Raw genomic sequence first — 12781 nt, 5'->3', positions numbered from 1 at the left:
CAGAGCCGAAGACAAATTGCGGCACTGCAACACTGGACGCGGCACGATGCGGCTGGCAGGCTGTGAAGATGATCCCGGAGTCCGACATGTCCGATCCCCGCCTTGCCGATTTGTCCCGCCGGTTGCCCGATCTGCGCCTGCTTACCGCGCCCGCCGACCTGGAGCATTACGGCCGCGACTGGACCCGCCGCTGGGTCCCGGCGCCGCTGGCGATCGCGCTGCCGGCCAGCACGGAAGAGGTGCAGGCCATCGTGCGCTGGGCGAACGAGCAGCGCGTGGCGATCGTGCCCTCCGGCGGCCGCACCGGCCTGTCCGGCGGCGCCGTGGCGGCCAGCGGCGAGCTGGTGCTGAGCCTGGAGCGGATGAACCGGGTGCTGGATTTCAACGCGGTCGACCGTACGCTCACTGTGCAACCCGGGATGATCCTGCAACACGTGCATGAAGCCGCCCGCCAGCATGGCCTGGTCTATCCGGTCGATTTCGCCGCGCGCGGCTCCTGCTCGATCGGCGGCAACATCGCCACCAACGCCGGCGGCATCCGGGTGATCCGCTATGGCAACACGCGCGAATGGATCGCCGGACTGAAGGCGATCGCCGGCAACGGCGAGTTGCTCGAACTCAACCGCGGCTTGGTCAAGAACTCCAGCGGCTACGACTTCCGCCAGCTGCTGGTCGGTTCGGAAGGGACGCTAGGCATCGTGGTCGAGGCCACGCTGAAGCTGGCCGATCCGCCGCCGCCGTCGCAGGTGATGCTGCTGGCGCTGCCGGACATGGATGCGCTGATGCAGGTGTTCGCGCTGTTCCGCGCACGGCTGGCCTTGCAGGCGTTCGAGTTCTTCACCGACCACGCGTTGCGGCACGTGCTGGCGCACGGCGCGCAACGCGCCATCGACGGCGACTACCCGTACTACGTGGTGACCGAGTTCGATGCGGCCGACGAGCGGCAGCAGGAGGCCGCGCTGGCCGCGTTCGAGCAGGGCATGGCGGAAGGCTGGATCGGCGACGGCGTGATCGCGCAGAGCGATGCGCAGGCTGCCGCGCTGTGGCGCTTGCGCGAAGGCATCACCGAGAGCCTGGCGTCACGACGGCCGTACAAGAACGACGTATCGGTGAGGGTCAGCGCGGTACCGGCGTTCCTGCACGAAATGCAGGCGCTGCTGGCGCGCGAGTATCCGCAGGCCGAAGTGGTCTGGTTCGGGCATATCGGCGACGGCAACCTGCACATCAACGTGCTGCGCCCGGACGGCCTGGCGGAAGACACGTTCATCGCCCAGTGCGAACACGTCACCAAACTGCTGGCCGCGACGCTGCAGCGTCACGGCGGCAGCATTTCGGCCGAGCACGGCATCGGCCTGGTCAAGCGGGCATACCTGGAAAGCACCCGTAGCCCCGCGGAGATCGCATTGATGCGAGGGGTGCGCAAGGTATTCGACCCGAACGGCATCCTCAATCCCGGCAAGCTGTTCGAACAGGATTGAAAGCGCGCCCCGTCAGGGATGCAAGGACGCCGCCACCGTACGCGCCAGCTCGGCGAACAGGGCATCACGCTCGACCTTGGAAGCGGGTGACGCGGTGAGGAAGGCAGCCACGACTACGCTGTGGCCGTCCGGCCAGGTCAGTACGCCGATGTCGTTGTAGGCGGCGGTGAGGTTGTCCAGGGTGTAGCTCGTACCGCATTTGTCCGCCAACTGGATGCCTGCGGGCAAGCCACTCCTGAGTCGGCGTGGCAGCGTCTGTGCCGTCAGCAACTCGATGAGATGGTGCGTCGAGGCGGGCGTGAGCAGTTCGTTGCGCCAGAGCTTGCGCAGAAAATCCGCCGCGGCATCCGGCGTGCTGCGATTGCGCGGGTCGGCGAGGAAGGCGCGGTAACCGCGTTGCAGGCGCCGGTCTTCCTGCTGCGCAGTCTCGTATGGGGCCGGCTCCTGATCCGGACCCAGGTCTTCGAAAATGCGCCCGATGCCGGCCTCGTCGAGGTCCACGCGCATGTCCGCAATACCATGCGCGCGGAGGAAGTCGGTGACGACCTGCGGGCCGCCAACGACGCGCATCAAGGCATTCACAGCGATGTTGTCGCTCTGGCTTACTGCGGCGGCAAGAAGCTCGCGCACAGTGAACGACATGCGTTCGCCATGAAAGTGCGCAGCGATGGACGAGTTGGCGGATCCTGTGCCCAGGTCGGCACGCGCCACGGTAACGGCCTGCGTCATCGGGAGCTCGCCCCGATCGATACGGGCCAGCACCGCGGCGGCAACCGGCGCCTTGAACACGCTCATCATCGGAAAGGCCCGATTGGCATTGACCCGCCAGTGGTCATCGCTTTGCAGGTCGATGACCGTGATGCCGAATTCGCCGGGATGTGCCCGCTGGGCCAACCCTTCCAGCTTTTGCTGCAACGAGATGCGATTCGCATGGTTCGTCGGGTGAGCGGCCGTGGCGGCCATCGCCATCGGCGCAACGACGGCAAGGGCGAAAGCAGCAAGTACGGGAGGAATCAGACGACAGGACTTCATGCGGCATCCATGGGCAGTGACAAAGGGAGGCCAGTTTCGTCGACGGCCAGGGCGCAATCATGGCAAAGCCATGATTGGAAGGGGAATGCCTCTTTGAGGAAAACCGCCCGCGCCGCAGGTGTCGATGCGCTCGCCGGAACATGAAGAAGCGGCCCGGCATGCTAGCCTAAACAGCCATCTATTCGCCCCGGAGACCAGGCATGTCGCAGGACCGCCGTTCGCTATACCCCGAGATCGAGCCGTTCGACAGCGGCATGCTCAAGGTTTCCGAACTGCACACGCTGTACTACGAGCAGTGCGGCAACCCGAACGGCAAGCCGGTGGTGTTCCTGCATGGCGGGCCGGGCGGCGGCACCAATGCGAAGTGCCGGCGCTTCTTCGATCCGGCGGTTTACCGCATCGTGCTGTTCGACCAGCGCGGCTGCGGCAAGTCCACGCCGCATGCGGAATTGACCGACAACACCACCTGGAATCTGGTCGCTGACATCGAGCGCGTGCGCGAGCACTTGAACGTCGACCGCTGGCAGGTGTTCGGCGGTTCGTGGGGTTCCACGCTGGCGCTGGCGTATGCGCAGACGCACCCGGACAAGGTCAGCGAACTGGTGTTGCGCGGCATCTTCATGCTGCGCCGCTGGGAACTGGAGTGGTTCTACCAGAAGGGCTGCGACGCGCTTTATCCGGATGCGTGGGAGACCTACCTCAACGCGATCCCCGCGGTCGAACGCGGCGACCTGATGAGCGCCTACCACCGCCGCCTGACCAGCCCCGACGCGAAGACGCGTACCGACGCCGCACGTGCCTGGTCGGTATGGGAGGGCGCCACCAGTTTCCTGTGGCAGGACAAGTCGCACATCGAATCCAGTGCCGAGGACGAGTTCGCGCTGGCGTTCGCGCGCATCGAGTGCCACTACTTCGTCAACGGCGGCTTCTTCGAACACGACGACCAACTGTTGCGCAACGTCGAGCGCATCCGCCATATCCCGGCGGTGATCGTGCAGGGCCGCTACGACGTGGTTTGCCCGCTGCGCAGCGCGTGGGACCTGCATCGCGCCTGGCCCGAAGCCGACCTGCACATCGTGCAGGACGCCGGCCATTCCGCGTTCGAGCCGGGCATCGTGCACGAACTGGTGGGGGCGACCGACCGCTTCGGCCGCTGAACCTCCAGCGGTTGCCGGAACCGCTTCAGTCGTTCGCCGGCAGCTGTTTGGTGCCGAAGATCTTGTCGCCGGCGTCGCCGAGGCCGGGCAGGATGTAGCCGCGTTCGTTCAGTCGTTCGTCGATCGCGGCGGTGTAGATCTCGATGTCGGGATGGGCGGCGGTGATGCGCTCGAGGCCTTCCGGCGCGGCGACCAGGAACAGCCCCTTGATACGCTTGCAGCCGGCCGCCTTGAGCATGTCGACGGTGGCGACCAGGGTGCCGGCGGTGGCCAGCATCGGGTCGACGATCAGCGCGATGCGTTCGTCCATGCGGCCGCTGAGCTTTTCGTAGTAGGTCGTCGGCTTCAGCGTCTGCTCGTCGCGCTGCAGGCCGACCACGCTGACCTTGGCCGCGGGGATCATGTCGAGCACGCCGGGCAGCATGCCCAGGCCGGCGCGAAGGATCGGCACGATGGTGATCTTCCTGCCCTTGATCCGGTGCACCTGCAGCGGGCCGGCCCAGCCCTGGATCTGCTCCTCGACGGTTTCCAGGTCCTTGGTGGCCTCGTAGGTGAGCAGGGCGGCGACCTCGGAGGCCAGCTCGCGGAACTCCTTGGTGCTGATGCCGGCGCGGCGCATCAGGCCGAGCTTGTGCCGGATCAGCGGGTGGCGCACTTCGACGATCTTCATGGGTGACTGTCTTCAGGGGCGGCGCAAGGTGCGCGACAGTCGGGGAGCTTAGCGAAGCAGCTTCACCCGCGCACGCACAGGCGTGCGCGGGCTGGCTGGCGGATTACGCCGCGGCGTGGCCTTTCAGGCATTCGCTCATGAAGGCCTTGCGCTCGGCACCCTTGAGCGCCTTGGTCTTGGCGTCGGCATTGCAGGTCGCCATCTTGCCCTGCTGGGTCGGCTTGACCGCCGGGGTGGCCGCGGTGCCTTCACCCTTCAGGCAGGAGCTCATGAAGGCCTTGCGCTCGGCGCCTTTCTTGCCGGTCGCCTGCTTGTTGCAGTCGATCATGCGCTGCTGCTGGGCGGTATGCGGCTTGGCAGCCGGTGCGGTGGCGGGGGTGGCAGCCGGGCTGGCCGCGAAGGCGGCGCCGGCAAAGGCGAAGGCGGCGCTGACGGCGAGCAGACGTAATGACAGTGACATCGTGAGTCCTCCCTGGGTGACCGGCAGCTGCCGGCCGGGCCAGTCTATGCAGGAGGCAACTCTCACGGGAGTCGGCAAGATCTTACGTGCATGAAGTATTCAGCTGCGGCGACGTGTCGTGCGTCGCCGCAGCCGGTGTGGGCCAAGCCGCCGGTCAGGCCGCTTCGGCCTTGGCCTTGCGCGGACCTTCGAGCAGCGCCTTGCGCACGTGGGCGATGATCAGGTCGACCTCGGCGCTGGTGACCTTGAAGTGCGGGGTGAAGCGTAGCGAATTGGTGCCGCCATGGATCACGCCGACGCCGTGCTCGCGCATGTATTCCTCGGTGGAGTCGGCGCCGTAGCACTTGTATTCGGACGCCAGCTCGCAGGAGAACAGCAGGCCGGTGCCCTGCACCTTGGTGATCAGGCCGCCCAGCTCGTTCTTCAGCGCGTTGAGCTTGTCGACGAATTCCTTGCCGCGCTCGCGGATGTTGTTGCGCACCTCGTCGCTGAGCTCGCCCAGCGTGGCCAGGGCCACGTCCAGCGCGCGCGGGTTGGCGGTCATGGTGTTGCCGTAGATGCCCTTGCGGTACAGCCCGGCGGCGCGTTCGCTGACGGCCAGCACCGACAGCGGATACTGGCCGGCGTTGAGCGCCTTGGAGAAGGTTTCCATGTCCGGCGGCGGCAGGCCCTCGAAGCCAGGGTAGTCCACGAACGACAGCACGCCGTGCGCGCGCAGGCCGGCCTGGATCGAGTCGACCAGCAGCAGGGTACCGTGGGATTCGGTCAGCGCGCGCGCGGCCTTGTAGAACTCCGGCGTCACCGCGCGGCCCGGGTCGCCTTCGCCCATCACCGGCTCCAGGAACATCGCCTCGATGAACCAGCCGTGCTTGTCGGCGTCGGCGAACGCCGCTTCCAACTGCGCCACGTCGTACGGCGCCACGGTGATCAGGGTGTCCTCGTGGCGATAGCTGGCAAGGTTCTGCTGATAGGTCTTGCGGCTGGAATCGGAGTACAGCGCCGGTGCCTCGGTGCGGCCGTGGAACGCGCCCTTCACCGCCAGGCGCTTGATCGTACGGCCGGCGTAGCGGGCGCCGGCATCGGTCATCGCCTTGGCGTTGACGTCGGCGATGCGGCAGGCCAGCGAGACCGACTCGGAACCGGAGTTCAGGCACAGGTAGCGCGCATACGGACTGCCGCCGCGGCTGCGGCCCAGCTCCTTGTCCAGCGCCGCGGTGAAACGCAGCTGCGACACGCTGGGCGACATCACGTTCGCCATCACCTGCGGGCGGGCCAGCGCGGCCAGGATCGCCGGGTCGTTGTGGCCGAAGCCGAGCATGCCGTAGCCGCCGTTGTCATGCACCACGGCGCCCTTCAGGGTGACGATCCACGGGCCGCGGGCGGCGGCCGGCAGGTACGGGTTGATCGCGTCGTCCGGATAGAAGTTGACGAAGCCGGCCTGTACCCGGGTGAGCTGTTCGGCTTCGTCCAGTTTCAGGAAGTCACCCAGGTCGGCGCGCAATTCATGGTGGCGTGCCACCGCTTCGGCGATCGCCTGGCCCAGCAGGGGATCGTTCGCCGCCATGCGCTCGATGCTGGCGTCGTCCAGGCCGGTGGTCCGCGGCTTGCCGCCGAATTCGCGCAGTTCGCGCAGCTGGTTGATCACACCCATGATGAATCCTCCGTAGCTCCGCCGGAGCGGCATGCCGTGCCGGGTGGCGGGATTGGTGAATGCGTGGCGGGAAGCGCGAAAGCGGGCGCTTCCTCAATGTTTTCAGGCGTTTCACGCCGCTGGACGAGCGCTTCCGGTGCGCCTTTATCCCTCACAGGATACCTTGCGGCGGCGATGGCCGTAACCCCGTGCCAGGGCCACGGGTGACGGCTGTCATTCCGGATGGCTGACGCCGGCGACTGCCGGCCGCGGCTGGCCACGCGCAGGATGCACGGCACCGGAGGACTCCCATGCCACATTCCCACGCCCCCATTGCCCGCCTCGATGGCGCCATCAAGCGCTACGGCCGGCTCACCGCGCTGGATGGCGCCGACCTGCGACTGCACCGCGGCGAATTGCTGGCGTTGCTCGGCCCGAATGGCGCCGGCAAGACCACTGCGATCGGCCTGCTGCTGGGGCTGATCCGTGCCGATACCGGCATCGTCGAATTGTTCGGCCAGGACCCGCAGCGGGTCGAGGCGCGCCGCCGTATCGGCGTGATGCTGCAGAACGCCGAATTGCCGCCCACGCTGCGGGTAGGCGAGCTGCTGCGGCTGACCGCCAGTTATTACCCGGCGCCGCGAGCCCTGGCCGAAAGCGCCGAACTGGCTGGCGTTGCGGATCTGCTCGGCCGGCCCTACGCGAGACTCTCCGGCGGCCAGCAGCGGCGCGTACAGTTCGCGCTGGCGCTGTGCGGCCGGCCCGAACTGCTGTTCCTGGACGAGCCGACCGTGGGCATGGACATCGAGGCGCGGCAGAAACTGTGGGCGGCGATCCGCCAGCTGGTCGCCGAGGGCTGCTCGGTGCTGCTGACCACGCATTACCTGGAAGAGGCCGAGGCGCTGGCCGATCGCGTCTGCGTGATGTCGCGCGGGCGAATGATCCACGAAGGCACCGTCGAGGAACTGCGTGCGCGGGTGGCGCTGAAGCGCGTCCGCTGCCTCAGTTCTCTGCCGATCGACACGGTGTGCGGCTGGCCCGAGGTCAGTGAGGCGCGCCGCGAAGACGGACGCCTGCATATCGGCACCGCTGCGGTCGAAGCCGTGGTGCGCCGCCTGCTCGACGCCGACCCGCAGCTGCGCGAACTGGAAGTGCAGCGCGCCGGCCTGGCCGAGGCGTTCACCGAACTCACCCGCACCGCCGACGAGGCCGCGGACACCGACCAGCGCGAGGCTGCCTGACATGCAAACCGCCATTTCCGTCTCCGCATCGGCACCTGCCATCGACATGCCGCGCCGCCGGGTGCTCGGTGCCTATCTCGAAGAGGCGCGCAGCGAATGCCTGCGCTACATGCGCGCGCCCGGCTTCATGCTGCCGATCATGCTGTTCCCGGCGATGTTCTACCTGCTGTTCGGCGTGCTGATGGCGAAGTCGAACGGTGCCGACGCGGCGCGCTACCTGCTGGCCAGCTACGGCGTGTTCGGCGTGATGAGCCCGGGCCTGTTCGGTTTCGGCGTGTCGCTGGCGCTGGAGCGCGACGGCGGGTTGCTGACCTTCAAGCGCGCGCTGCCGATGCCGCCCGGCGCCTACCTGCTGGGCAAGATGCTGATGGCGATGGTGGCTGCCGGAGTGGTGATCCTGTTGCTGCTGGCGATGGCGTTGTCGCTGGGGCATGTAACGCTGAATCCTTTCCAGGCCATCGTCTTGCTGCTCACCGGCATGCTCGGCGTGCTGCCGTTCTGCGCACTGGGCATGTTCGTCGGCACCCTGATCAAGGGCCAGGGCGCACCCGGCATGCTGCAGCTGATCTACCTGCCGATGTCGTTCATGTCCGGCCTGTGGATCCCGTTGCCGATGCTGCCGAAATTCCTGCAGCAGATCGCGCCGGTGTGGCCGAGCTACCACCTGGACATGCTGGCGCTGGCGGCAGTGGGCATGAACAAGGGGCCGCTGCCGGGCCATGTGCTGGTGCTCGTCGGTTTTGCCGCGGTGCTTGTTCTGATGGCGGCGCGGCGCCTGCGCCGGCACGGTTGAAGTAGCATGCCGTGCAGATCCGATCCCCAGTGGTGACCACGCCATGAGCCCCGCCTTCATCGCCCGATGGTTCGCGCCGGCGCCCGATTCCGCGGTGGCCGACGACCTTCGCCGGGGCAAGTCGCCGTGGGCTGACAGCGTGCACCTGCTGTGGTCGCTGTGGATCTTCATCACGCCGCTGTTCGACCATGGCCTGCGCGGCTACACCCTGACGTGGCTGCTGTGCACGCTGGGTTCGTACCCGGTGTTCCTGTTGTTGTTCGCCAGGCTGCAGCTCGCTCCGCGGCGGAGCGCACATCTCTATGCGTGGGGCATGGCAGCGCTGTGTTTCGGCCTGCTGCGCTGGTATCCCAGCGGCCTCAGCTACTTCGTGTACGCCTGCGTGATGCTGAGTCATTGCGACATACGGCACTTTCGCAGCTACGTGATCCAGGTGGTGCTGCTCAACGCCATCTACGTGGCGCTGGCCTGGTGGATCGGCTACCCGCAATCGCTGCTGGTGATCATGCCGGTCACGGTGTTCGTCATCTGCACCATCGTCACGGTCGAGCAGATCCACCAGGAGAAGGACGCAGCCCTCAGCCTCTCGCACGACGAGGTGCGCCGGCTCGCCGCCACGGCGGAGCGCGAACGGATCGGGCGCGATCTGCACGACCTGCTCGGCCATACCTTGTCGCTGATCACGCTGAAGCTGGAGCTGTCGCGCAAGCTGTTCGACCGCGACGTCGATGCGGCCAAACGCGAAGTGGAGGAGGCCGAGAAGGTCGCGCGCCACGCGCTGGCCGAGGTGCGCAGCGCGGTCACCGGCATCCGCGCCACCGACCTGGCGGCCGAACTGGCGGCGGCACGCCTGTTGCTGGAATCCTCCCACGTGCATCTGGAGTACGGTTCGCCGCCGCTCGACATGCCCGGCGAGATCGAGCGCGGCCTGTCGCTGGTGCTGCGTGAGGCGGTCACCAATGTCGCCCGTCATGCCGATGCCAGCTGCGTGCGGATCGAGCTGGCACGGGAGCACGCCGCCGTCTGCATGCAGATCAGCGACAACGGCCGCGGCGGCATCGCCGGCGACGGCAATGGCATGAGCGGCATGCGCGAGCGCGTGCGTGCCATGGGCGGCAGCCTGAGCGTCGAGTCGCCGCGCGGAAACGGCACGCGTCTGCGGGTGGTCGTGCCGGTGCCGGTGTTGCGCCTGGTGGAGGCCCCGCGGCATCCGCCGGCAGCCGCGTCGTCGGCACAGGCCACACCCGGCTATCCTGCGGCTTGAGCGGCGCGGTGCCGTCCTCCGCCAGCCTTCCTTTTTCGACGAGCAGGTGATGGCATGATTCGCGTATTGCTGGCCGAAGACCAGGCGATGGTTCGGGGGGCGCTCTCGGCCCTGCTCAAGCTTGAATCCGACATCGAGGTGCTCGGTTCGTCCGCGGACGGCGAAGCGGCGTGGCGGGACATTCAAAGGCTCAAGCCCGACGTGCTGGTCACCGACATCGAGATGCCCGGCCTGACCGGGCTGGAGCTGGCGCAGCGCATCCAGCGCCAGGAGCTGCCGATCAAGGTGGTCATCGTCACCACCTTCGCGCGGCCCGGGTTCCTGCGCCGTGCGCTGGATGCCGGCGTGTCCGGCTACCTGCTGAAGGATGCGCCCGCCGAGAACCTCGCCGAGGCCTTGCGCACGGTGCACCGCGGCGGCCGCGCGATCGATCCGCAGCTGGCGCTGGAGGCATGGTCCGAAGCCGACCCGCTGAACGACCGCGAGCGCCAGGTGTTGCGCCTGGCCGGCGAGGGCCAGTCTGCCGGCGACATCGCCGCGCAACTGAACCTGTCGCATGGCACCGTGCGCAATTACCTGTCCGAGGCGATCGGCAAACTCGGTGTGGCCAATCGCATCGAGGCTTATCGGTTGGCGCGACAGAAGGGCTGGCTGTAGGCCGCCGCGCAAGAACCGGCTCGCTGCGGGATAATGCCCCGCTTACTTGCGCTGGCCGAATACCCTCTTGAAGAAGTCCGATTTCGATTTTGAACTGCCGCCCGAGCTGATCGCGCAGGCCCCGTTGCCCGAGCGCTCGGCCAGCCGCATGCTGCTGCTCGACGTGGCGGCGCAGTCGCGGCAGGACCGCATGTTCCGCGAGCTGCCCGACTTCCTGCGCCCCGGTGACCTGCTGGTGTTCAACGACACCCGCGTGCTGCCGGCGCGGCTGTACGGGCGCAAGGACACCGGCGGCGCGGTGGAGATCCTGATCGAGCGGGTCACCGGCGCGCACGAGGCCACGGTGCAACTGGGGGTCAGCAAGAAACCGAAGGAAGGTGCACGGATCGAGCTGGCCGACGGCAGCCATGCGGTGGTGCTGGGCCGCGACGAAGGTTTCTTCCGGCTGCATTTCGAGGCGCCGGAACCGCTGGAAAAACTGCTGCTGAAGCTGGGCGAGATGCCGTTGCCGCCGTACATCGAGCGGCATGCCGACGCCAGCGACATGGAGCGCTACCAGACCGTGTTCGCGCGCGAGCCCGGTGCGGTCGCCGCGCCCACCGCCGGCCTGCATTTCGACGAGGCGATCCTGGCCAAACTGCGCGAGCGCGGCATCGAGTTCGGCTATATCACCTTGCATGTGGGCGCCGGCACGTTCCAGCCGGTGCGCGTGGACGACCTGAAGGACCACCACATGCATCGCGAGTGGCTCAATGTCGGCGCGCACCTGATCGGGCAGATCCGCCGTACCCGCGCGAACGGCGGGCGGGTGATCGCGGTCGGTACCACCGTGGTGCGTGCGCTGGAAAGCGCGAGCAAGGACGGCGAGCTGCACCCGTTCGCCGGCGAGACGCAGATCTTCATCTTCCCCGGCTACCGCTTCACCAGCATCGACGGCCTGATCACCAACTTCCACCTGCCGCAGTCGACCCTGCTGATGCTGGTGTCCGCGCTGGCCGGGCGCGAGTTCGTCCTCGACACCTACCGGCATGCGGTCGAGCAGCGCTACCGCTTCTTCTCCTACGGAGACGCGATGCTGATCCTGCCGCGGGGCGGCTGAGCGGCGGCAGCGGTTAGACTTCAGCGGATGACTGCCATGAATTTCGATCTGCACGCCACCGACGGCGCCGCCCGCCGCGGCCGCCTCACGTTTGCCCGCGGCACGGTGGAGACGCCGGCGTTCATGCCGGTGGGCACCTACGGCTCGGTCAAGGCGATGACTCCGCGCGACGTTACCGAGATCGGCGCCGAGATCATCCTGGGCAACACGTTCCACCTGTTCCTGCGGCCGGGGCTGGAGATCGTCGAACAGTTCGGCGGGCTGCATCGCTTCATCGGCTGGGACAAGCCGATCCTCACCGATTCGGGCGGCTTCCAGGTGTTCTCGCTGGCGCACAAGCGCAAGATCACCGAGGAAGGCGTGACGTTCGCCTCGCCGGTGGACGGCTCGAAGGTGTTCCTGTCGCCGGAAGTGTCGATGCGGATCCAGAAGACGCTGGATTCGGACATCGCGATGATCTTCGACGAGTGCACGCCGTATCCGGCTACCGAGAAGGTGGCGTCGGACTCGATGGAACTCTCGCTGCGCTGGGCCGGGCGCTCGCGCCAGGCTTTTGGCGACCTGAACAACCCGAACGCGCTGTTCGGCATCGTGCAGGGCAGCGTGTACGAAAATCTGCGCCGGCGTTCGGCGGCGGGCCTGGTGGACATCGGTTTCGACGGCTATGCGGTGGGCGGCCTCGCCGTGGGCGAGCCGGAGGCCGAGCGCAACCACACGCTGGACTTCACCGTGTCGCTGCTGCCGGCCGACAAGCCGCGCTACCTGATGGGCGTGGGGCGGCCGGAGGACATCGTCGAAGCCGTATGCCGCGGCATCGACATGTTCGACTGCGTGATGCCCACGCGCAACGCGCGCAACGGCTTCCTGTTCACCGCCGCGGGCACGCTGCGCATCCGCAACGCGAAGTACGCCGCCGACACCGGCGTGATCGAGGAAGGCTGCGACTGCTATGCGTGCAGCCACGGTTTCAGCCGCGCCTACCTGCGCCACCTCGACCGCTGCAACGAGATCCTCGGCAGCCAGCTCGCCACCATGCACAACCTGCGCTACTACCAGCGCCTGATGGCCGGTCTGCGCCAGGCGATCGCCGGCCGCACGCTGGAGGCGTTCGTGGCGGAGTTCTACGCCCGCCGCCAGGGCGCCGTGGTTTCGTAGGGGTGCGAGCCCCCGGGGCCTTGCATCGGACGTTGGCCGCCCTCAGTAGTGATCGGCCGGCCGGCTGCGGCGGTGCCAGGGGTACCGTGCACGGCCCGGGGGTGCATGGCATAATCGAGAATCTTTTATCGGGCGTTCAGCTGAA

Annotated in this window: 12 protein-coding genes; 8 read left to right on the top strand and 4 right to left on the bottom strand. The window is 67.5% G+C overall.

Annotated features, from left to right (window positions below):
• Nucleotides 1-86: 86 nt before the first annotated feature.
• Nucleotides 87-1478, top strand: a complete 1392-nt coding sequence (locus tag KK131_RS03795) for an FAD-binding oxidoreductase (protein ID WP_214555396.1) — start codon at nt 87-89, stop codon at nt 1476-1478.
• Nucleotides 1479-1490: 12 nt separating this feature from the next.
• Here the strand turns inward: KK131_RS03795 and bla are convergent, their stop codons facing one another.
• A complete protein-coding gene (gene bla, locus KK131_RS03790) occupies nt 1491-2510 on the bottom strand; it encodes a class A beta-lactamase (protein ID WP_214555395.1) in 1020 nt (339 codons plus the stop codon).
• A gap of 200 nt (nt 2511-2710) precedes the next feature.
• Here bla and pip point away from each other — a divergent pair, with 200 nt between their 5' ends.
• On the top strand, nt 2711-3667 hold the full coding sequence (gene pip / locus KK131_RS03785; RefSeq protein ID WP_214555394.1) for a prolyl aminopeptidase: 957 nt from the start codon (nt 2711-2713) through the stop codon (nt 3665-3667).
• 25 nt (nt 3668-3692) lie between these two features.
• Here the strand turns inward: pip and upp are convergent, their stop codons facing one another.
• The 3 genes from upp to KK131_RS03770 all read right to left on the bottom strand — a co-directional run bounded on the left by upp (nt 3693) and on the right by KK131_RS03770 (nt 6448).
• Nucleotides 3693-4337 carry a uracil phosphoribosyltransferase gene (upp, locus tag KK131_RS03780; RefSeq protein ID WP_214555393.1) on the bottom strand — a complete coding sequence of 215 codons (645 nt, stop codon included), beginning with the start codon at nt 4335-4337 and terminating at the stop codon, nt 3693-3695.
• A gap of 103 nt (nt 4338-4440) precedes the next feature.
• The gene (locus KK131_RS03775) at nt 4441-4797 is read right to left on the bottom strand and encodes a PsiF family protein (RefSeq protein ID WP_214555392.1); all 357 of its coding nucleotides are present in this window, start codon (nt 4795-4797) and stop codon (nt 4441-4443) included.
• Nucleotides 4798-4951: 154 nt separating this feature from the next.
• Nucleotides 4952-6448: an aminotransferase class III-fold pyridoxal phosphate-dependent enzyme gene (locus KK131_RS03770; RefSeq protein WP_214555391.1), complete on the bottom strand. Its 1497-nt coding sequence runs from the start codon at nt 6446-6448 to the stop codon at nt 4952-4954.
• A 290-nt stretch (nt 6449-6738) separates the two neighbouring features.
• On the opposite strand from KK131_RS03770, the gene KK131_RS03765 reads away from it, so the two are divergent.
• The 6 genes from KK131_RS03765 (at nt 6739) to tgt (ending at nt 12636) form a co-directional block, all read left to right on the top strand.
• A complete protein-coding gene (locus KK131_RS03765; RefSeq protein WP_214555390.1) occupies nt 6739-7668 on the top strand; it encodes an ABC transporter ATP-binding protein in 930 nt (309 codons plus the stop codon).
• A 1-nt stretch (nt 7669) separates the two neighbouring features.
• Nucleotides 7670-8461 (top strand): ABC transporter permease, encoded by a 792-nt coding sequence (locus tag KK131_RS03760; protein ID WP_214555389.1) that lies wholly within the window; start codon nt 7670-7672, stop codon nt 8459-8461.
• Nucleotides 8462-8504: 43 nt separating this feature from the next.
• Nucleotides 8505-9725, top strand: coding sequence for a sensor histidine kinase (locus KK131_RS03755; RefSeq protein WP_214555388.1), 1221 nt, complete (start codon nt 8505-8507; stop codon nt 9723-9725).
• A 54-nt stretch (nt 9726-9779) separates the two neighbouring features.
• Nucleotides 9780-10382: a response regulator transcription factor gene (locus tag KK131_RS03750; RefSeq protein ID WP_214555387.1), complete on the top strand. Its 603-nt coding sequence runs from the start codon at nt 9780-9782 to the stop codon at nt 10380-10382.
• A gap of 67 nt (nt 10383-10449) precedes the next feature.
• Nucleotides 10450-11481 (top strand): tRNA preQ1(34) S-adenosylmethionine ribosyltransferase-isomerase QueA, encoded by a 1032-nt coding sequence (gene queA / locus KK131_RS03745; RefSeq protein ID WP_214555386.1) that lies wholly within the window; start codon nt 10450-10452, stop codon nt 11479-11481.
• A 27-nt stretch (nt 11482-11508) separates the two neighbouring features.
• Nucleotides 11509-12636 (top strand): tRNA guanosine(34) transglycosylase Tgt, encoded by a 1128-nt coding sequence (gene tgt, locus KK131_RS03740; RefSeq protein ID WP_214555385.1) that lies wholly within the window; start codon nt 11509-11511, stop codon nt 12634-12636.
• Nucleotides 12637-12781 lie beyond the last annotated feature (145 nt).

This window comes from Rhodanobacter sp. LX-99, from assembly GCF_018599185.1.
Taxonomy (GTDB): domain Bacteria; phylum Pseudomonadota; class Gammaproteobacteria; order Xanthomonadales; family Rhodanobacteraceae; genus Rhodanobacter.
The sequence above is the reverse complement of the archived record's forward strand: the minus strand, read 5'-3'. Positions and strand labels throughout refer to the sequence as shown.

Coding starts and splice junctions, on each gene's coding strand:
- KK131_RS03795 (WP_214555396.1), top strand. CDS start 87: ATGTCCGATCCCCGCCTTGCCGATTTGTCCCGCCGGTTGCCCGATCTG.
- bla (WP_214555395.1), bottom strand. CDS start 2,510: ATGAAGTCCTGTCGTCTGATTCCTCCCGTACTTGCTGCTTTCGCCCTT.
- pip (WP_214555394.1), top strand. CDS start 2,711: ATGTCGCAGGACCGCCGTTCGCTATACCCCGAGATCGAGCCGTTCGAC.
- upp (WP_214555393.1), bottom strand. CDS start 4,337: ATGAAGATCGTCGAAGTGCGCCACCCGCTGATCCGGCACAAGCTCGGC.
- KK131_RS03775 (WP_214555392.1), bottom strand. CDS start 4,797: ATGTCACTGTCATTACGTCTGCTCGCCGTCAGCGCCGCCTTCGCCTTT.
- KK131_RS03770 (WP_214555391.1), bottom strand. CDS start 6,448: ATGGGTGTGATCAACCAGCTGCGCGAACTGCGCGAATTCGGCGGCAAG.
- KK131_RS03765 (WP_214555390.1), top strand. CDS start 6,739: ATGCCACATTCCCACGCCCCCATTGCCCGCCTCGATGGCGCCATCAAG.
- KK131_RS03760 (WP_214555389.1), top strand. CDS start 7,670: ATGCAAACCGCCATTTCCGTCTCCGCATCGGCACCTGCCATCGACATG.
- KK131_RS03755 (WP_214555388.1), top strand. CDS start 8,505: ATGAGCCCCGCCTTCATCGCCCGATGGTTCGCGCCGGCGCCCGATTCC.
- KK131_RS03750 (WP_214555387.1), top strand. CDS start 9,780: ATGATTCGCGTATTGCTGGCCGAAGACCAGGCGATGGTTCGGGGGGCG.
- tgt (WP_214555385.1), top strand. CDS start 11,509: ATGACTGCCATGAATTTCGATCTGCACGCCACCGACGGCGCCGCCCGC.